Origin of the sequence: Siminovitchia sp. FSL W7-1587 (genome assembly GCF_037963795.1) — a bacterium.
Taxonomy (GTDB): domain Bacteria; phylum Bacillota; class Bacilli; order Bacillales; family Bacillaceae_C; genus Siminovitchia; species Siminovitchia thermophila.
Window position 1 is genome coordinate 2,544,053 of record NZ_CP150169.1, and the last position, 17,084, is coordinate 2,561,136.

At 42.3% G+C, this 17,084-nt stretch carries 19 protein-coding genes; 12 read left to right on the forward strand and 7 right to left on the reverse strand.

Annotated elements, in window-relative coordinates:
• The first annotated feature begins 86 nt into the window (after nt 1–86).
• Both NST31_RS11965 and NST31_RS11970 read left to right on the forward strand, forming a co-directional pair.
• Nucleotides 87–362, forward strand: a complete 276-nt coding sequence (locus NST31_RS11965) for an ACT domain-containing protein (protein ID WP_077112499.1) — start codon at nt 87–89, stop codon at nt 360–362.
• A gap of 13 nt (nt 363–375) precedes the next feature.
• Nucleotides 376–1,737 carry a PFL family protein gene (locus NST31_RS11970; protein WP_339160799.1) on the forward strand — a complete coding sequence of 454 codons (1,362 nt, stop codon included), beginning with the start codon at nt 376–378 and terminating at the stop codon, nt 1,735–1,737.
• Nucleotides 1,738–1,800: 63 nt separating this feature from the next.
• Here the strand turns inward: NST31_RS11970 and NST31_RS11975 are convergent, their stop codons facing one another.
• A complete protein-coding gene (locus tag NST31_RS11975; protein ID WP_339160802.1) occupies nt 1,801–2,421 on the reverse strand; it encodes a superoxide dismutase in 621 nt (206 codons plus the stop codon).
• Between the two features lie 434 nt (nt 2,422–2,855).
• On the opposite strand from NST31_RS11975, the gene psiE reads away from it, so the two are divergent.
• From psiE to NST31_RS12005, 6 genes are all read left to right on the forward strand, one after another.
• Entirely contained in the window at nt 2,856–3,296 is a 441-nt protein-coding gene (gene psiE / locus NST31_RS11980) for a phosphate-starvation-inducible protein PsiE (protein WP_077112493.1), read from the forward strand.
• A 79-nt stretch (nt 3,297–3,375) separates the two neighbouring features.
• Entirely contained in the window at nt 3,376–3,933 is a 558-nt protein-coding gene (locus NST31_RS11985; protein WP_339160806.1) for an O-acetyl-ADP-ribose deacetylase, read from the forward strand.
• Nucleotides 3,934–3,981: 48 nt separating this feature from the next.
• Nucleotides 3,982–4,587, forward strand: a complete 606-nt coding sequence (locus tag NST31_RS11990) for an SAM-dependent methyltransferase (protein WP_339165538.1) — start codon at nt 3,982–3,984, stop codon at nt 4,585–4,587.
• Between the two features lie 13 nt (nt 4,588–4,600).
• Entirely contained in the window at nt 4,601–5,215 is a 615-nt protein-coding gene (locus NST31_RS11995; RefSeq protein ID WP_077112487.1) for a class I SAM-dependent methyltransferase, read from the forward strand.
• Nucleotides 5,216–5,971: 756 nt separating this feature from the next.
• The gene (locus NST31_RS12000; RefSeq protein WP_339160809.1) at nt 5,972–6,679 is read left to right on the forward strand and encodes an MOSC domain-containing protein; all 708 of its coding nucleotides are present in this window, start codon (nt 5,972–5,974) and stop codon (nt 6,677–6,679) included.
• 42 nt (nt 6,680–6,721) lie between these two features.
• Nucleotides 6,722–8,572: an SLC13 family permease gene (locus NST31_RS12005; protein ID WP_339160810.1), complete on the forward strand. Its 1,851-nt coding sequence runs from the start codon at nt 6,722–6,724 to the stop codon at nt 8,570–8,572.
• A gap of 44 nt (nt 8,573–8,616) precedes the next feature.
• Here the strand turns inward: NST31_RS12005 and NST31_RS12010 are convergent, their stop codons facing one another.
• Nucleotides 8,617–9,483 (reverse strand): fructosamine kinase family protein, encoded by an 867-nt coding sequence (locus NST31_RS12010; RefSeq protein ID WP_339160812.1) that lies wholly within the window; start codon nt 9,481–9,483, stop codon nt 8,617–8,619.
• Nucleotides 9,484–9,611: 128 nt separating this feature from the next.
• Here NST31_RS12010 and NST31_RS12015 point away from each other — a divergent pair, with 128 nt between their 5' ends.
• Nucleotides 9,612–10,535: a hypothetical protein gene (locus NST31_RS12015; protein WP_339160815.1), complete on the forward strand. Its 924-nt coding sequence runs from the start codon at nt 9,612–9,614 to the stop codon at nt 10,533–10,535.
• Between the two features lie 80 nt (nt 10,536–10,615).
• On the opposite strand, the gene NST31_RS12020 is transcribed toward NST31_RS12015, so the two are convergent.
• Nucleotides 10,616–11,071 (reverse strand): DinB family protein, encoded by a 456-nt coding sequence (locus NST31_RS12020; RefSeq protein ID WP_077112477.1) that lies wholly within the window; start codon nt 11,069–11,071, stop codon nt 10,616–10,618.
• A gap of 330 nt (nt 11,072–11,401) precedes the next feature.
• Nucleotides 11,402–12,046, reverse strand: coding sequence for an alpha/beta hydrolase (locus NST31_RS12025; RefSeq protein WP_339160817.1), 645 nt, complete (start codon nt 12,044–12,046; stop codon nt 11,402–11,404).
• Between the two features lie 448 nt (nt 12,047–12,494).
• Between NST31_RS12025 and hprK the strand changes: the two genes are divergently transcribed.
• Complete coding sequence (gene hprK / locus NST31_RS12030) at nt 12,495–13,409, forward strand: HPr(Ser) kinase/phosphatase (protein WP_077112473.1); 915 nt, start codon at nt 12,495–12,497, stop codon at nt 13,407–13,409.
• 231 nt (nt 13,410–13,640) lie between these two features.
• Here hprK and NST31_RS12035 read toward each other — a convergent pair whose 3' ends face one another.
• The 3 genes from NST31_RS12035 to NST31_RS12045 are packed head-to-tail and all read right to left on the reverse strand — an operon-like array spanning nt 13,641 to nt 15,946.
• Entirely contained in the window at nt 13,641–15,293 is a 1,653-nt protein-coding gene (locus NST31_RS12035) for a b(o/a)3-type cytochrome-c oxidase subunit 1 (protein ID WP_205178962.1), read from the reverse strand.
• Entirely contained in the window at nt 15,290–15,763 is a 474-nt protein-coding gene (locus NST31_RS12040; RefSeq protein ID WP_077112469.1) for a cytochrome c oxidase subunit II, read from the reverse strand. The genes NST31_RS12035 and NST31_RS12040 overlap by 4 nt, the downstream gene beginning before the upstream one ends.
• 24 nt (nt 15,764–15,787) lie before the next feature.
• Nucleotides 15,788–15,946: a cytochrome C oxidase subunit II gene (locus NST31_RS12045; RefSeq protein WP_139345665.1), complete on the reverse strand. Its 159-nt coding sequence runs from the start codon at nt 15,944–15,946 to the stop codon at nt 15,788–15,790.
• Nucleotides 15,947–16,258: 312 nt separating this feature from the next.
• On the opposite strand from NST31_RS12045, the gene NST31_RS12050 reads away from it, so the two are divergent.
• The gene (locus tag NST31_RS12050; RefSeq protein WP_339160821.1) at nt 16,259–16,576 is read left to right on the forward strand and encodes a DUF3870 domain-containing protein; all 318 of its coding nucleotides are present in this window, start codon (nt 16,259–16,261) and stop codon (nt 16,574–16,576) included.
• A gap of 278 nt (nt 16,577–16,854) precedes the next feature.
• Nucleotides 16,855–17,064: an LLM class flavin-dependent oxidoreductase gene (locus NST31_RS12055; RefSeq protein WP_339160822.1), complete on the forward strand. Its 210-nt coding sequence runs from the start codon at nt 16,855–16,857 to the stop codon at nt 17,062–17,064.
• Nucleotides 17,065–17,084 lie beyond the last annotated feature (20 nt).

The window sequence follows — 17,084 nt, forward strand, 5'->3', positions numbered from 1 at the left end:
ATGTACGTTATTCTACTGACTTTCGGAGATTGGAGAGATCCAATCTTTTTTTATGTTTACAATTTCAAGAAGGGGGCTATTACAACATGGAGAAAAGACGCGCAGTTGTCAGCGTGGTTGGGAAAGATCAAGTAGGGATTATTGCCAGTGTAACGAAAGTGTTGTCGGATCACCACATTAACGTTTTGGATATCCGGCAAACCATTTTGCAAGATTTTTTTACAATGATGATGGTCGTTGATGTAACGGGCATTGAAAATTTGGAAGGCTTGCAAAAACAGTTTGATGAACTTGGCGTGAAAATTGGACAGCAAATTAATATTCAACGGGAAGAGATTTTCCAGTCGATGCACCGTATATAGAAGGAGAATGTATATGAATATAGCGCTGAACGAAATGATGGAAACGATTCGGATGGTCCAAATGGAAAACTTGGACATTCGTACCGTCACCATGGGAATCAGCCTGTCGGATTGTGCTGATTCTGATTTTGAAAAAATGAACAAACGGGTTTATGAGAAAATCATACAATACGCCGGGAATTTAAAAAGCACGGCGGAGGCGGCAGAAAAAGAATTCGGTATTCCAATCGTCAATAAGAGAATTTCCGTCACGCCAATTGCCGAGTTGCTGGGCAATGCGACGAAGGAGCAGGCGGTGGAGTTGGCCAAAACATTGGACAAAGCGGCCGCCACAATTGGCGTCGATTTTATCGGAGGTTATTCTGCTCTCGTTCATAAAGGCATTGCCAAAGGAGATCAAACACTGCTTGACGCTCTCCCGGAGGCATTAAGCGTAACGGAGCGGGTTTGTTCTTCCATTTCTGTTGCCACAACAAGAACGGGCATTAATATGGATGCTGTTCGCGAGATGGGTTTGATTATAAAAGAAGCGGCGGAAAGGACGAAGGATCGAAACGGGATTGCCTGTGCCAAGCTCGTCGTTTTTTGTAATCCTGTTGAGGATAATCCGTTTATGGCGGGTGCTTTTCACGGTGCGGGCGAAGGAGAAGTTGTGCTGAATGTGGGAGTCAGCGGCCCGGGCGTCGTGTTAAATGCTTTAAGGCGCCATCCGGAGGCTGATCTTGGAGAAGTGGCAGATATTATTAAGAAAACGGTTTTTAAAATCACGCGAGCCGGCGAACTGCTTGGCAGGGTTGTTGCAGAACGTCTCCAAGTTCCGTTCGGAATCATGGATTTGTCACTTGCTCCCACGAACGCCATGAATGACAGTGTTGCCGATATTTTGGAAGAAATCGGCCTTGAGCGGGTCGGAACACATGGGACAATTGCGGCTCTCGCTTTAATGAATGACGCAGTAAAAAAAGGAGGGGCCATGGCGAGTTCTTATGTCGGCGGTTTGAGCGGCGCTTTTATCCCGGTGAGTGAGGATGAGGGCATGATCCGGGGCATCGAAGACCGGGCGCTCACTTTATCCAAACTGGAAGCCATGACATGTGTTTGCTCGGTTGGACTCGATATGATTGCCTTATCCGGCGATGCTTCACCTGCCACGCTGGCTGCGATCATTGCGGACGAAGCCGCGATCGGTATGATTAATAAGAAAACGACAGCCGTTCGCGTCATTCCAGTCCCGGGAAAGCGGGAAGGAGATATCGTGGAATTTGGCGGACTGCTTGGGCGGGCGCCAGTACTGGGTGTCAACCAATACAGCTCAGAGAAGCTTATCCGCCGGGGCGGGCGTATTCCTGCACCGCTGCAATCATTAATTAATTAAGTAACATAAAAAAAGCTCCCGGGTCACCAGTCCGGGAGCTAATGGCATATTTCTTTGCCTCAATTACCTTTTATTCAACGCTTCCAAATACAATTCATTCACTTGATCCCAATTCACAGTGTTCCACCAACTAGAGACGAATTCCGGTCGTCTGTTTTGATACTTCAAATAATAAGCATGTTCCCAAACATCTATGACAAGCAGCGGTGTTTTCCCGGTCATTAACGGCGTGTCCTGATTAGCAGTACTCATGATGGATAACTCCTCACCATCAAGTACAAGCCAGCCGTACCCACTGCCAAACCGGGAAATGGCTGCTTGGGAAAGCTTATCTTTGAAGTTATCAAAGGTTTTAAAGTAATGTTCGATGGCTTTAGCAATATCCCCTGTTGGTTCATCACCTCCTTTTGGGCACATGATTTCCCAAAAAAGGCTGTGGCAGTAATGCCCGCCGCCGTTATTTCTGACACCTGTCCGTATTTCCTCGGGCAGGGAATCCAAGTTGCTGAGGATATCCTCAATCGGTTTATTTTGCAGATGTTCATGGCCTGCCAACAATGTATTTAAGTTATTGACGTATGTAGCGTGATGTTTACTGTGATGGATTTCTAATGTTCGGGCGTCAATAAATGGTTCGAGTTCATCATAATCATAGTTCAATTCCGGTAAAGCGAATGATGGCACTTCTATTTCCCCTTTCCCATTAATTATTGCACATACACAAAAAAGTTTCCCTAATGCAAAATTAATATAAAGAGGTGTCTTTGTCAACTCTTTCGTACAAAATAGGACTTTATTACTACGAGAGGTTTTTTGAAGTTCTCTAAAAAAGGGTTTTATGATTCATTTGAAAAGTGGTGTAGGGAAAATCAGGATTTGGTTTTCTGTCATACAGGTTGCTATTTCCAAAAAATGTTTGATTTTCAATTGAAACATGCGGAGTACTATCGCTAAAATAAAAGTTGTAAAGGAGGATGGGCGACCGTGAATTGTAGAGCAACATAATCCTTAGTCGGTCGTTGGAGTGTTCATGATCTGAAAGAAAATATATACACTCCAGGCGGGTACCCTAGGATTTTTCATAAAAAATAATGTCACTTTATTGAAGGAGGAAGCGCATGTTCAAAATCAAAAAGAATATTTCTTTTGTGCAATTGATCCCGAAAGTACTGCAAATTATTTTAAATATTTCACTCGTCTTCCTCGCCATCATTTTATCCGTTTTACTTATACAGGAGTTAATCATTTTCGGCCAAATTCTTATTCGAAAAGAAAGCAATGATTATAAACTTTTTCTGGCCAATATCCTTCTCTTCTTCTTATATTTTGAGTTTATTACGATGATCGTAAAGTATTTTAAGGAAGAATATCATTTTCCCCTCCGCTACTTTCTTTATATAGGCATCACGGCCATGATCCGCTTGATCATTGTTGATCATGATCACCCATTAAATACGTTGTTTTATTCCATTGTGATTTTAATTCTGATCATCGCGTATTTCATTTTGAATATTACGCCAAGAGAACGTCCAGACAGCAAATGGTTTTTCAAAAAGTAACAGGAAAGTAGTCTATAATCTTTGCTTTATAGGCAATTCTCGCTATGATGAAAGTATGAAGTGAAGGGGTGATGTGCGAATGGAAGTGGAAATCAATAGAAGCACGCTTACGTTAATGAGAGGCGATATTACTAAACAGAAGACGGATGCGATCGTCAATGCGGCAAATGGCACTCTTTTGGGCGGAGGCGGGGTGGATGGAGCCATTCATCGAGCGGCTGGGCCCGAGTTGCTGGAAGAGTGTAAACGGCTTCGGAAAGAAGTTTTGAAGGGAGAGATGTTGCCAACGGGTGATGCGGTCATCACCAAAGGGTACCTCCTGCCGGCGCAATATGTCATCCATACGGTGGGTCCTGTTTGGCAGGGAGGAGATCAGAAGGAAAAAGAGCTGCTCGCCAATTGTTATAAAAACGCACTAGGCCTGGCGAGTGAAAAAGGACTGCAAAGCATTTCTTTTCCATCCATTTCAACGGGAGTGTACCGTTTTCCCATTGAACTCGCCTCAAAAACCGCTTTAAGCACGATTATCGGCTTTTTAAAAAAACATCCATTCGGAAAAGTAGTCATGACGTTATTTTCGGAAGAGGACTATCACACATATCAATCATCTCTGGAAGAACTGATAAAAGAAATATAAGAGCTGTCCGAAATAGAGCATAACATTGAATGAACGGGGAGCTTAATGATGATTGATTACAAATATGATAAGTTGTTATCTATAAAAACCACCGGAGATTGTGAAGGCCCCTCTGCCCATGTTCATTATCACCGTTATGAGCCGACACCCTATGCGGCATTGGAACAGCTTTTTTCCCGCTATAGGCTGTCCAAAAGTGACTGTTTCGTTGATATGGGATGCGGCAAGGGGCGGGTTGCTTTTTTCGCCCACCATCTTTTTCAAGTCTCGGCAACAGGTGTGGAAATGAACCCTTCATTGTATGAATCTGCCCTCAAAAATCAAGCAAGTTATATTAAAAACGGGAAGCTAAAAGCAGGTATCGTTAATTTTCGGCGTCTATTGGCGCAAGAATATGACATACATCCAAGTGATAATGTTTTTTTCTTTTTCAATCCCTTTTCTGTGCAGATTTTCATGAATGTCATTCATCATATTGGCTTGTCGGTGGCACAAACTCCGCGGAAAGTTGATCTTATTTTGTACTATCCTTCCATTGAATACGTGCATTATGTGATCAATTACACGCCATTTCAGCTTATAGACGAGGTTCGGGTCGACTTTTTATATGAAAAAAATGATCATGAACGGTTTTTAATTTTCAGGTGGTGTTAGAGGAGGGACAACGATGGGAAATATGTGGAATAAGCGGTTTGCTACAGAGGAATATGTATACGGAGAAGAACCCAATGCATTTATTCGGGAACATGTCGGCCAATTGAGGGCTTGCGGGCCGGTCGTCTGTTTTGCGGAAGGTGAAGGGCGCAACGCGGTTTTTTTGGCAAGGGAAGGCCATGATGTGACAGCTTGGGATTATGCGGAAAGTGGTCTGCGAAAAACGAAAAGTCTGGCGGCAAAACACGGTGTCGTTGTAAAGACTAAAACAGTCGACTTGCTCGAGTATGAAGTTGAAGCAGGCCAGTTTGATGCGGCAATCATGGTGTTTGGCCACTTTCAGAGTCGCGATCAAAAAGAAGTTTTTAAGAAAATGCTCAAGGTCGTCAAACCGGGCGGTGTGGTGATGCTGGAAGTGTACTCGAAAGAGCAAATCAGGTATGGGACGGGCGGTCCACGGGAAATCGACATGTTGTACGACCCCAAGGACGTGCTGGATTGGATCGGAGGCCATCATGTAGTTCACTTTTTCTGGGGCGAACAGGATCGAAAAGAGGGCACTCTTCATAAAGGATTGGCCCATGTGATTCAATTGGTTTTGAAAAAGAAAAGATCAGATGATGAATAAAAAGCAATCCTGCATTTTAGTCTGTCATTCCGATAAGTTCATATTGGTAACCAAAAAATAAATCAAAGTCTGATATGGAATCTAACCGTTAACGAAACTGCAATATAACCTAAAAAATTGCAGCGTGTGGCTGATTTAGCAAAGGGGTTATACCGTACGGTGGGTTGAAAGGAATACTCAATGAATATCATCTTGATGATGTTGAAGAGGTGTTCTGATTCATGCAAATGATGGAGAGGAAAGCGAGTAATAACATGGAATCGGCGAGAAAATGGATAAAGCGGACAGTATTTTTCAAAAGCCATGAGTAAATAAGAAAAGTGGATAGAATTTTTCAAAAGCCGTGAGTAAATGGAAAATTGGATAGTATTTTTCAAAAGCCGTGAGTAAATCGGAAAAGTGGATAATATTTTTCAAAAGCCGTGAGTAAATCGAAAAATTGGATAGTATTTTTCAAAAATCCCGAGTAAATCGAAAAAGTGGATAATATTTTTCAAAAGCCGCGAGTAAATGGAAAATTGGATAGTAAACCCCAAAAAGACAAGTCAATCCCAAAGGGGGGATGGATTTGCCGTGACTAAGCTTTCGAAGATTTGTTGACAGCCTGAGCAGTTATTTACTGCTCTTTTTTATTTGAACTAATGAAAGTTATCTACCTTATTTAAGGAATTCCCTTTCCTGCTTTTCTATGTTTGGCATCTTGATCAAAGAGAGATAAAATAATATTATCTCAATGGATAAGGTGGAAGTTGCAAAGTGGATGCATTTCTGAAAACTGTTTTTATTGGCCAACCTAAAACAATCGGCGAGAAACATGCTGAAAACCCGATGGATCGGGAGTGGCGGAGCGGTATCTTTAAAGAACCTGTTCAACGCCCTGTTTGGCTTGGAAAAACAAATTTACAAGGGGATGGCCAGGCGGATTTGAAGCATCATGGAGGTCCGGAAAAAGCGGTGTTCGCCTATCCGCTGGAACACTACGGCTATTGGAACAGTGAATTTCCTGATGCGGGGTTGCTTCCTGGAGGAATGGGGGAAAACTTTTCGATCAGGCATCAAACAGAAGAAGATGTGGCGATTGGCGACATTTATGAAATTGGTGATGCCGTGATACAAGTATCCCAACCAAGACAGCCTTGCTGGAAGCCGGCCCGGCGATTTAAAATCAAAAACTTGGCTTTGCTGTTGCAGAACACAGGCCGTACTGGCTGGTATTACCGTGTATTAAAGGAAGGATACGTTGAAGCGGGTCAATCCTTTACGTTAATGGAGCGCCCGTATCCATATTGGACAATCGAAAAATGCAATACAATTATCCACAAGGATAAAGAAAATATGGAAGAAGCAATGGAGCTTTCTCGCTGTGAAGCTCTTTCTGCCAATTGGCAAGTAACATTAAGCAAACGGGTCCTGAAAAAGGATATGCCGGATATCCGGAAAAGAGTATACGGACCAAATGAATAAGCGGGTACTGTATGTAGTAAAACATGTTTAGAAAGGATTCAGATGAATTTGGACCTTATATTGACATTTGTAATTTTAGGCATCACGATTATTTTATTTATGTCCAACCTGATTCGGGCCGATCTCGTGGCGGTTATGGGTTTGCTGGCGTTTGTATTGGCGGGAATATTGAGCCCCGCAGAAGCGCTTGTCGGCTTTTCCAATTCCGTTGTGATCATGGTCGCGGGTTTATTTATTGTCGGGGCGGGTATTTTGCATACCGGACTCGCGCAGATGGCAAGCAAATTCGTTCTCCGTTCGGCGGGGAAAAGTGAAAATAAGCTGTTTGTGATTCTGCTTGTTATCGTTGCGCTCATTGGTACATTTATGAGCAACACTGGAACAGTGGCGATCATGCTGCCGATCGTTGTCAGCATTGCCATTAGCATTCACAGCAGTCCTTCCAAGTTTTTAATTCCACTTTCATATGTGGCCAGTTTTTCCGGCTTGCTGACATTGATCGCTTCCCCGGCAAACTTGATTGTCAGTGAAACACTTGTCGAAAATGGATATAAAAAGCTTGGTTTTTTTGATATTACACCTGTAGGGCTTGTCGGCGTCGTTACCGGTATTTTGTATTTATACCTTGTACGCAATAAACTGCTTCCGAAAGGGAAGAAGCGGGGTGGTTCCGAAGATGAACACCAGCTTTCGCCCAAACAGCTCTCTGTTGATTATCAGCTGGGGGGCCGCTTGTATAAAGTGCAAGTGCCTGAAGAATCAGTGATGATTGGCAAACGTCTGTCTCAATTAAAAATACCGGCAACGTATCAGCTATACATTTTAAAAATTGTCCGAAAATCCCAAGAAGGATTGAATCTTCTGCCAATCAGATACCAAGAGATGGCTGGGCCGACGAGTGTCATTCAACCAAAAGATGTGTTATATGTTCAAGGCTCACTTGAAAACATTGAAAAAATGGTCAAAGATTTCGGATTGACAATCGATGAAGAACAATCTGAAGCAGATGAGCTTGTATCCAAACAATTAGGCATTGCAGAAGTCCTTTTGACCCCGCACTCCAAATTCATTAACCAAACGATTAGGGGAATTGGCTTTAGAGAAAAATACAATTTAAATATTTTGGGCATCAATCGTCAAGGGCAATTTGTTTTGAAAGAGCCATCCAAGCAGCGTCTTCGCTTTGGGGATGCTCTTTTAGTCCAAGGTTCTTGGGACTCCATTGAGTTGTTGGCGCAGGAAACAAATGACGTTGTCGTTGTCGGGCAGCCGCAAGTACATGCCAGAAAGGCGGCGGCAAGCGGTAAGGCTCCTGTCGCTGCCGGTATTATTTTATTGATGGTTTTTCTTATGGTATTTGAAGTGTTTCCAACTGTTATTTCGGTATTAATTGGCTCCGTATTAATGATTTTGACAGGGTGCCTGCGCAATATGGATGACGCCTATAGCCAAGTCAATTGGGAGACCATTGTTCTTGTCGCCGCCATGTTGCCAATAGCGACTGCTTTGGAAAAAACCGGCGGAATGCTGATCCTTTCGGAAATCATCATTAAAACGATGGGCGGATTCGGATCGCTCGGTGTATTTGCAGGCATATATTTGCTGTCGATGATTTTTGGCCAATTTATTAGCAATACGGCGACCGCTATTTTATTTGCGCCTATTGCAATGAATGCGGCGTTGACGATTGATGCCAACCCATATACATTTTTAATTGCTGTCGCAGTGGCATCCAATATGGCTTTTGCCACACCGGTTGCTTCTCCGACAAATGCGATGGTCATGACGGCGGGAGGCTATAAAGTGTTCGATTTTGTAAAAGTCGGCATCCCTTTAATGGCCGTCGTGTTTGTTGTCATGATGTTTGCCATCCCGTTCTTTTTTCCATTATAAGGATGCAAAAAGGTACTTTCATTTGGTGAGAGTGCCTTTTTGAATTATCCAACATAACGTGTTAACACCCTATCCACCTGTGTTCCATACACTTCACCAAACAGGTTGAGATGGACAAGCAAATAGTATAACTGATACAGTGGCTTTCTTTCATGATAATGCGGATCTAATGGATAGCGGTCGCTATAGGCACGATAAAATTCTTGTGAAAAGCCCCCAAACAGTTCCGTAAAGGCGATTTCAAAATGTCTGTCGCCAAAAAGAAAGGAAGGATCAATAAGGTATGGGCGGCCGCCGGGTCCGGCCATCCAATTGCCGTTCCATAAATCTCCGTGCAAATAAGACGGCTTAATATCTTCTGGAATCCAGTTTCCCAGACCCTTCAACAGCTCGTCCATTTTTTCTCGCCTCTTCCCCGTAATGACGTTATTTTTCATTCCCAGCTCTAATTGGGCGCGCAGCCTCCGATCTCGATAATATTTGAGCCAATTGTCGTAAAGTCCGTTTGGCTGAGGCAGTATACCAATATAAGTATCTTGAGAAAAGCCATGTTTTTCCCCGGCATGTTCATGCATGGCGGCCAATTGACAGCCGAGCAGGGTCTGAGTATTTACAGTTTCCTGTCCTTCAATCCATTCCAAAACGAGAAACGCCGCCTCCTTTTCATCAGAATAGGCCAAAACATCGGGTACGGAAATGGTTCCTGTATCCTTTATGTACTGTAAGCCCTTGGCCTCCATTGAGAAAAAATGCTTTGGGGAATTTGGGTGACACTTGATAAAATACTTGTTCTTGTTGGTTTCTACGAAAAAGCTTTCATTAATCGACCCGCCATACACCCGCTTTATCTCCCGGATATTCGTATGATCGCCCGCGGCCGCCAAAGCCTTTACCAAGGTTACTTTCACCATGAACGCCTCCTTATCATTATCTTCAAAAAATATGAAATTCCAATTTTGTTATCGACATTATCAAAAAACCATTTACAATAAGACTAGCGGTTTTATCCGTGAAAAGACAGAGGGAGTTTAAAGTAGTAATGAAGACAATACTCACGGTATCGATGATCAGCTTTATGATGTTGTTTATCTTCGGCTGTACAAAGAGTCATAAAATATATGATGAAATGATGGAGCAAGGGCATGAGCAAATAAAACAAGAAAACTATGAGATTGCAACTGACTTTTTTAAGAATGCTTTAAATGAAAAGCAAAATGATGAAAAAGCTGCCATCCTGTTTCAACAGACCCAAAAAATGACAGAAGCCAAAAGGTTTTTCGATGAAGGCAAATTGGACGCCGCTAATAAATCAGTTGAGCAAGTGGTTAACATGAAAGATGGTTCGGACAGTCTTGTAAAAAATGCCAAACAGCTACGAAAACAAATAGCTGATATGGAAGCGGTAAAAAAGAAATATGCCGAGAGTTACGAAGAGGCCAAGAAAACATTCCAAACAGAACGATATGACGAATCCATTTCCATACTCGAATCTATTTTACAACAAGACTTGAGCCATCCGTTTTTTTCAGATATAAAGCATGATGCAGAAACAAGTTTGTCGGAAATGAGGGCAGTAAAAGCGACAGCAGTAAAGGAAGCGGAAGAACTAGCGAGAGCCAGGGCAGAAGCTGACAGAGCGGAGAAAAAGCAGTTCGTACTAAAGGCAAAAACGGTTGGAGCAGCAGAAGGGTATTGGCTCACCGCCGACAAGGCGGCCGCATGCCACCTTACAAATGATTATCTTGCCTGTGCGGTGAAAGAGTCGGACGACTTGTTTAAGGACCAGATCGTAGAAGTAAATTGGTTAAATGAAGTTGAATTAGAATTGACGTTTGCAGACGGCTATAAAACAAAGCTCGCTTTGGTGGAAAAGAATGTGTTGCATACGGAGGGCGAAAGAATGTACAGGGTCTCAAAAGAGGAAGCGAACAGCATTTATGAGGGCCATTATAAGCTCCCATAAAAAAACAAAGGGTTTTCAGCCCTTTGTTTGCGATTAGAAGTGCGACTGGGCTACCGTCTGCTGCGCTAGCCCCGTTTTCTTTAAAATAGTTTTTGCATGGATATGATGATTCCCAGATGAATCCCTTCGTGCCAAGTCACGAATTGGAGCGCGGCGTCTACCGTATCCAATTTGAGATATCGAATATTTACAGTCTCATCGGCAGTGTTTTGCAATTTACTATTAAAATAACTCAGTATCCGCTCGCCCTGTTCTTCAATGGCTGTTAAAAGATCTTCCACGGAGGGGATCTCACTGCCCCAGTCGGCAGGGCTGGATCCGTCGATAAAAAGATCGTACCATTCCGGGTGAACAATCTCATAATCGTGATCGGCCTTGCTTAAATAATCTTCAGCCGTTATATAAACGTGACCCGCATTCCAGCGTATCGTATTTGAAAACATCGGCGGCTGCTCGTCCCATTTGTCATCAGGCGTATTTCTCAATGCGATCAGGAAAGCGGCACGAGAATATTGAAACATGTTTAATGATTCCATTCGATACACCCTTTTTCACTTATTTTACATCATTATATTCCAGGCATATGTCCAACTCCAATAATCTGTTTGACAATGCAAAAAAGACTTGTCATGGCCGTGCCATATCTTGGAACGGGGTTCTGGGAAGTTGCAATTTCCAAGCGGCGGTGCAAGAGAGAGCCAGGAAAAAGAGAAGCCCTTAAAGGAATACAGGAGCTGTCTATTGTTTAGTACAAATCTCATTGATGGTTTCGTTGTTCATGTAGTAGCCCTTCGGAAAATGAAAGACGCACAAATCCTTTTTCGAAGTTTTTTAACTCCTATAACAAAATTACCTTTGTATACGGGTTATAACCGTATAAAATCATCTACGCTTTTCATTACCTGATCTAAGGCCGAGATTGACATTGCTGTATGAAAGGGTTCCATCTCTAGAGAGTGATTGGCATTGGGGATTATTTTTATTTCCATATTTGTTTGATGTTGAATGCTTTCGATTTTACTTGGAATATAATGGTCATCTTTTTCCCCTATCACAATAAGCGTCGAATGTTTGCACATCAATAGTGTTTCAAAAATGGAGTCAAACCGCAGTAATGGGGTTAATAGAACCATTTTAGAATGTACATACCTATTGTTTTTCATCAGGTCGTTAATAAGGGGAATTGTGCCAAGAGATTTCCCTAAAAACATAGTTTCTTGATATTGATTACTTTTAAGCACATCGTCAATGATGGGTTTTACATCATGACGGATCATGTTTGTTATTTCTGCCAATGGAAGTTTGAATATATCCTGTCCGTAAGAATAGTGGACATGGACAACATCGTACTCATTTTGTAGCATCGTCATTGTCGAATAATAAAATAATGGCTGATCATACGTGTAACTTAATCCGGAAAACATAAAACAAACAATCTCATTTCCATTTTCAATATGAGTGTATGGAATTTCTTTTTTGTTCGCTATTAGCGTTTTTTGCTGAACTTTCATGTCGTTTCACCACCTGATCTTTATCCCGCTTGCAAGGTGCCATTATACACTACTTGAAGACCTGAGTTGATTCAAAAGGCCTAAGAGGGAGAAAACGGCACCTACATGCCAAATTCGTTCAACTAACATTCAGTAGGAGATGGAAGAAAACGCCCACTGAATGAAGTTTCACTTTATTCTAAAGGCTCATGTAAGGAGACTTTCCATTCAACTATATAACAGAAACGCCAAAGAAAGACGCTTTGGAATTGCTTTTTGACAAGGTCATTTGGTTTCTCGATTTGTGAGCCGAGAACGATTCTATGTGTAAAAATCGACATTTTTAAGTTTTAGGAATGTAAGCGCTTAAAAATGGGCATTGTGATGGATGACGTTTCCTCTTTTTTCAAGTATAATCCAAAACATAAGGATTTCCTTTGTTGATTAAGTACAAATGGAGAGTGTCATCGTGAAATCAATTACAGTAAAAGAATTAATGAACAAGTTTTCATTAGAGGTATTGGCTGGGGAAGACCAGCTTGATCGCAAGATTACAAAATCAAAAGCGCATCGTCCGGGATTGGAGTTTGTCGGTTTCTTTGAATTTTTTCCGATGGAGCTTGTTCAGGTGTTGGGGAGAAAAGAGTTAAACTTTTTACATACACTGACAAATGAGGAGCAGAAGTTGCGTATTGGAAATATCGTTCATTATCATCCGCCTTGTTTTATTATTACGGCAAGCCAGGACAGCATACATCATCTGACCCAGTGCTGCATTCAAGAAGGAATTCCTCTGCTTCGGACGCATGAGGATCCGACATCGGAATTTGTTTCCAAGTTGGATGCTTATATGCTGAAAGCATTGGCTCCCGAAATGGCCATACATGGCGTTTGTGTGAATGTCTCGGGAATTGGGGTTTTACTCAGGGGAAAATCCGGTATTGGAAAGAGTGAAACGGCTCATACTTTGATTCGCCGTGGACACCGCTTGGTGGCCGACGATGTTGTGACATTAAAAAAGCTGGGGCCGCAAACGTTGTTGGGAACCCATGATCAAAAGACGAAGGAACTGCTTGCATTGCGCAGCATTGGCCTTGTGAATGTCGTTCGTCTATACGGAAGAGAGGCGTTCCAGGATCAAACCCGAATTGTGTTGGATATTGAACTGACGAAATGGGAAGAAAACTCGTTATACAATGATCTGGAGTTGGAACCGAAATTTTCGGATTATATGGGTGTTCGAATTCCATACATTGAAATCCAGCTTCAACCGGGCCGTGATGTGGCAGGACTTATTGAAGCAGCCGCCAACAACTGGTATTTGCAGCGGGAAGGTTACAGCGCTATGGAGGAATTTTCCAAGCGGCTGGAAACGGAAAAATAAAAATAGACGGGGATGCATGAAGAGATCCTCGTCTATTTTTTGTTCTATTTGAGATGAATCAGGTAATCTCCCTAATAAAGGAAGTTTACTAATTTCGCGTGAATCATGTTACACATTCATCAGCCTCCATTTGCTGTTTCAAGCATCTTCTTTGAGTTCGACAGAAATAATCATGATCGTAGTGGCAACGATCAACATGGAAAATACAGCTAGAAACATATGGATCAACTCCTACCAAGTAATAAACCCTCTTGAACCTACAGGTGCGTGCTGGATCATGTCGTTAAGCGGAACGGCATACGCCAAGACGATGAGCGCCAAAGCGACTCCGACCCAGATTCCCCAGTTTTCCAAATACTTTGCGGTATGCGATGTGTCGCTGTTTGCAATTGGAAACTCGACAAACTCGCTTTCTTTTTTTGCTTTTGGCGCCGCAAATAACAAATTGGCAACGATATACACCATCAAAATGGCTGACAAGAATAAAATCGTTCCTCCAATGGCCATGGTAACGTGGTTGGAGAGCAAGCCCTGAAACCAGTCAAGAGCAGATTCGTGTCCATTGTAACCGGAATAAGCTGTTCTTCGCGGTGCTCCAAGAAGCCCCAACAAGTGTTGTGCTGTAGACATAAGTGTCATACCAATCGCCCAAGAAAACACTTGGATAAAGGCCAGCTTTTGCATATGCTTGGGAAATTGTCTGCCCGTCAAATACGGGATGAGCCAAAAGGTAACGCCCATAAACGTCATGGCGACAGGTGTCCCAACTGTAATGTGGAAATGGCCTACGACCCAAAGCGTATTGTGCACAAGCTCATTTAACTGAAAGCTTGCGTTTATGATTCCCGTAGCTCCTCCAGGGATGAAAAACAGCATGGCGATAAAAATGGATGTAAATCGAACATCTTTCCATGGAAGCTTTCTAAACCAGCCAAACAATCCGGTTCCGCCTTTTTTTCTTCCGGATATTTCAAACGTTGCGAACATGGAGAAGGCGGTCATCAAGGTTGGAATGACAACCATGAACGTCAAGATGACTTGTAAAAACTTCCAAAAACTTTCAATTCCGGGTTCGGTCAATTGGTGGTGGAATCCGACCGGGAATGAAAAGAGAATAAATAAGATAAACGAGAAACGTGCGAGTGAATCGCTAAATACATCTGTTCCGACAATTTTTGGCAAAACTGTATACCAGGCAATGTAAGCAGGCAAGAGCCAAAAGTAAACGAGCGGGTGGCCGAAATACCAGAACAGGGAACGGCTCAATTCAACGTTGATCGTTTCTACCCAACCAAACGACCATGGGATGTACTGAAACACAACTGTCGTTACGACACCCAAGCAGGCGATGATCCATAAGAGCAAAGTGGCCATGGTCATAAAAGCGAATAAGGGGCTGAATTGTCCTTTGTTTTTTCTTTTCCATACGACATAATGTCCAATTAATGCAAAGCTTGTGAGCCATGTTCCGATGATAAACAGTGCAAGCCCGACATAAAACCAGCCGCTCGCTTTTAAAGGAGCGTAAAAGGTATATAACACGGACGCTTTTCCGGAAATGATCATCACTGTTGCCATAACCGTTCCAACTGTCATCACAATTAGCCCCAGCCAGGCTGAGCGGCTTACTTTCGGACCAAAGCTTCCTAATGTTTTGCTCATCCCGGCAATCAAAAAGGCGAAAATGAAAAAGGTGGTAAAAATAAGTGCCAGCAATACGCCATGAGCAGTTAGCACTTGATAGTAATCAAGCCATTTGGGAAGCTCCAGGGAGTCGTTGCGGACAAACACTTGAAGCAAACCGCAAAGCGTTCCGATAATAAATGCGATATAAGCGATTTTGATGTTCCATAATGCCAATTTTCTGTCTGCTAAAGCGATCATGGTTCATACACCTCGATTTCGGTTGACATCATGTGATGGCCGGCTCCGCAATATTCGTTGCAAAGAACCAAATATGTTCCGGGTTTTTCAAACGTATAGCTTTTGTGGGTAATTCTTCCCGGAACAGCCATCATGTTTACTTTTGTATTATCAATGGTAAAGCTGTGGACAACATCTGTACTTGTTAATGTAAATATAATTTCTTTTCCTGCCGGAACTTTGATCTTTCCAGGAAGATAGCCAAAAGCTTGGCTGATAATCACTGCTTCATAAGTGTCATCATCAAGTTGTCTTACACCCGGCTTATCAAAGGGCGGTGTCTCGGCCACCTTCTCCGGATCGATCGTATCCATCCCGCCAGCGGGCGTATGCCCATGGGCAAAGGCGGTTACGCCAACAATCGTTAAGAATGCGGCAAGTGATAATGTTCCGAAAATCAACCAGATCTTTTCAAATTTATGAAAATGCATGTCTTTTCACCTACTTTTCTTTTTTTATCTGCCCGCATATAGAAAATACGTAGCGCCCCACATAATAATAATGATGATTCCAACGCCTAACACACTGATAAGTGTTCCTTTTAAATTAGGTTCCGAATGATGGTGTTCCTTAGTAATGTTGACACTTTCCGGTGTTCTTTTTTCTAGTTCCATCGTACTCACCCTCCCGCGTTGATTTCTAATTCCATCATACTTCCGTCAGATTTCCCCTCTCTGTGACAAAAGTCACACTTCACACCGATTTCACATGAACTTCATAATCCATTCAAATTTTTGACAAAAAAGATTCGCGTTGGTGGCAAATATCGGAAAATCTGGCCCCAAATTGAAGTTTTTAAAGCAAGTGTGACAATGAAAAGTACGTATACAACGTTCCTTGACGAATAATTCTTCGATTATATAAGATAAGTGTGATAAATAGTTTGAAAATTTACTATATAAAGACGGTTGAAAGGGGGATTGACAGTGGTTACGAAAAAGAATCATGTTCTGACTGCCGGTTTTGCGCAGTTCCCGAAAGGTACTCCGATTTATGAAACACAGAAGGTGATCGGGGCCATCCTGATTATTGATAAGTCAACGGATATGATTGTGGATGCTTCTTTTACTTTCATCTTAAAGATGACAAATGAATTTATTTCGTCTTTGGTCCGTGGAAAGTGTATTAAAAATGGCGTTGAAGAGATTATTCAAGAGGTGGAAACAAAGCTGCTCATTCCGGGACAGCGCGCTGTGATTCAATCCATTATTACTGCTTATGAACGTTATCAAGATATGAAGTAATACGGGATATTAGCCAAGCTTTTAGTTTACTTAATTGTGTAATATGTAGAAAAATGGCTTGAATGTCAAAAAGATATAGAGTATACTTGCTAATGAAAGCGCTTCATTTATTGCGTGAGACTGGATTATCTACGTGGAAGGGATACTCATCTTTTCCAGGTAAGTGGATGACAAGCCAGTAGTTTAAGAAACACGATGCAAGGCGGATAGCCGTAACATCTGTTCTTTTACTGCCGGCTTTTTTTGTTGCCAAAAAGATTTTCTGGGAGGAGGTCAGTATGGAATTTGGTTTATTTACTGTATTTGATCAATATAAAGAAAAAATGAGTCGGACGCATGAGCAATTGCTTTATGAAGTATTAGAGCAAACGGAGAGGGCAGATCAGCTTGGCTATCATTCTGTCTGGTTCGCGGAACATTATTTTAGCGAGTATGGCATTTTAACAACCCCGCAAATGCTGTTATCGGTGGCGGCAGAGAGGACCTAAAATATTCGTTTAGGAGTATC

Coding starts and splice junctions, on each gene's coding strand:
- NST31_RS12055 (WP_339160822.1), top strand. CDS start 16,855: ATGGAATTTGGTTTATTTACTGTATTTGATCAATATAAAGAAAAAATG.
- NST31_RS11965 (WP_077112499.1), top strand. CDS start 87: ATGGAGAAAAGACGCGCAGTTGTCAGCGTGGTTGGGAAAGATCAAGTA.
- NST31_RS11990 (WP_339165538.1), top strand. CDS start 3,982: ATGATTGATTACAAATATGATAAGTTGTTATCTATAAAAACCACCGGA.
- NST31_RS12005 (WP_339160810.1), top strand. CDS start 6,722: ATGAATTTGGACCTTATATTGACATTTGTAATTTTAGGCATCACGATT.
- NST31_RS12035 (WP_205178962.1), bottom strand. CDS start 15,293: ATGATCGCTTTAGCAGACAGAAAATTGGCATTATGGAACATCAAAATC.
- psiE (WP_077112493.1), top strand. CDS start 2,856: ATGTTCAAAATCAAAAAGAATATTTCTTTTGTGCAATTGATCCCGAAA.
- NST31_RS12025 (WP_339160817.1), bottom strand. CDS start 12,046: ATGAAAGTTCAGCAAAAAACGCTAATAGCGAACAAAAAAGAAATTCCA.
- NST31_RS12020 (WP_077112477.1), bottom strand. CDS start 11,071: ATGGAATCATTAAACATGTTTCAATATTCTCGTGCCGCTTTCCTGATC.
- NST31_RS11985 (WP_339160806.1), top strand. CDS start 3,376: ATGGAAGTGGAAATCAATAGAAGCACGCTTACGTTAATGAGAGGCGAT.
- NST31_RS12045 (WP_139345665.1), bottom strand. CDS start 15,946: ATGGAACTAGAAAAAAGAACACCGGAAAGTGTCAACATTACTAAGGAA.
- NST31_RS12040 (WP_077112469.1), bottom strand. CDS start 15,763: ATGCATTTTCATAAATTTGAAAAGATCTGGTTGATTTTCGGAACATTA.
- NST31_RS11995 (WP_077112487.1), top strand. CDS start 4,601: ATGGGAAATATGTGGAATAAGCGGTTTGCTACAGAGGAATATGTATAC.
- NST31_RS12015 (WP_339160815.1), top strand. CDS start 9,612: ATGAAGACAATACTCACGGTATCGATGATCAGCTTTATGATGTTGTTT.
- NST31_RS12010 (WP_339160812.1), bottom strand. CDS start 9,483: ATGGTGAAAGTAACCTTGGTAAAGGCTTTGGCGGCCGCGGGCGATCAT.
- NST31_RS11970 (WP_339160799.1), top strand. CDS start 376: ATGAATATAGCGCTGAACGAAATGATGGAAACGATTCGGATGGTCCAA.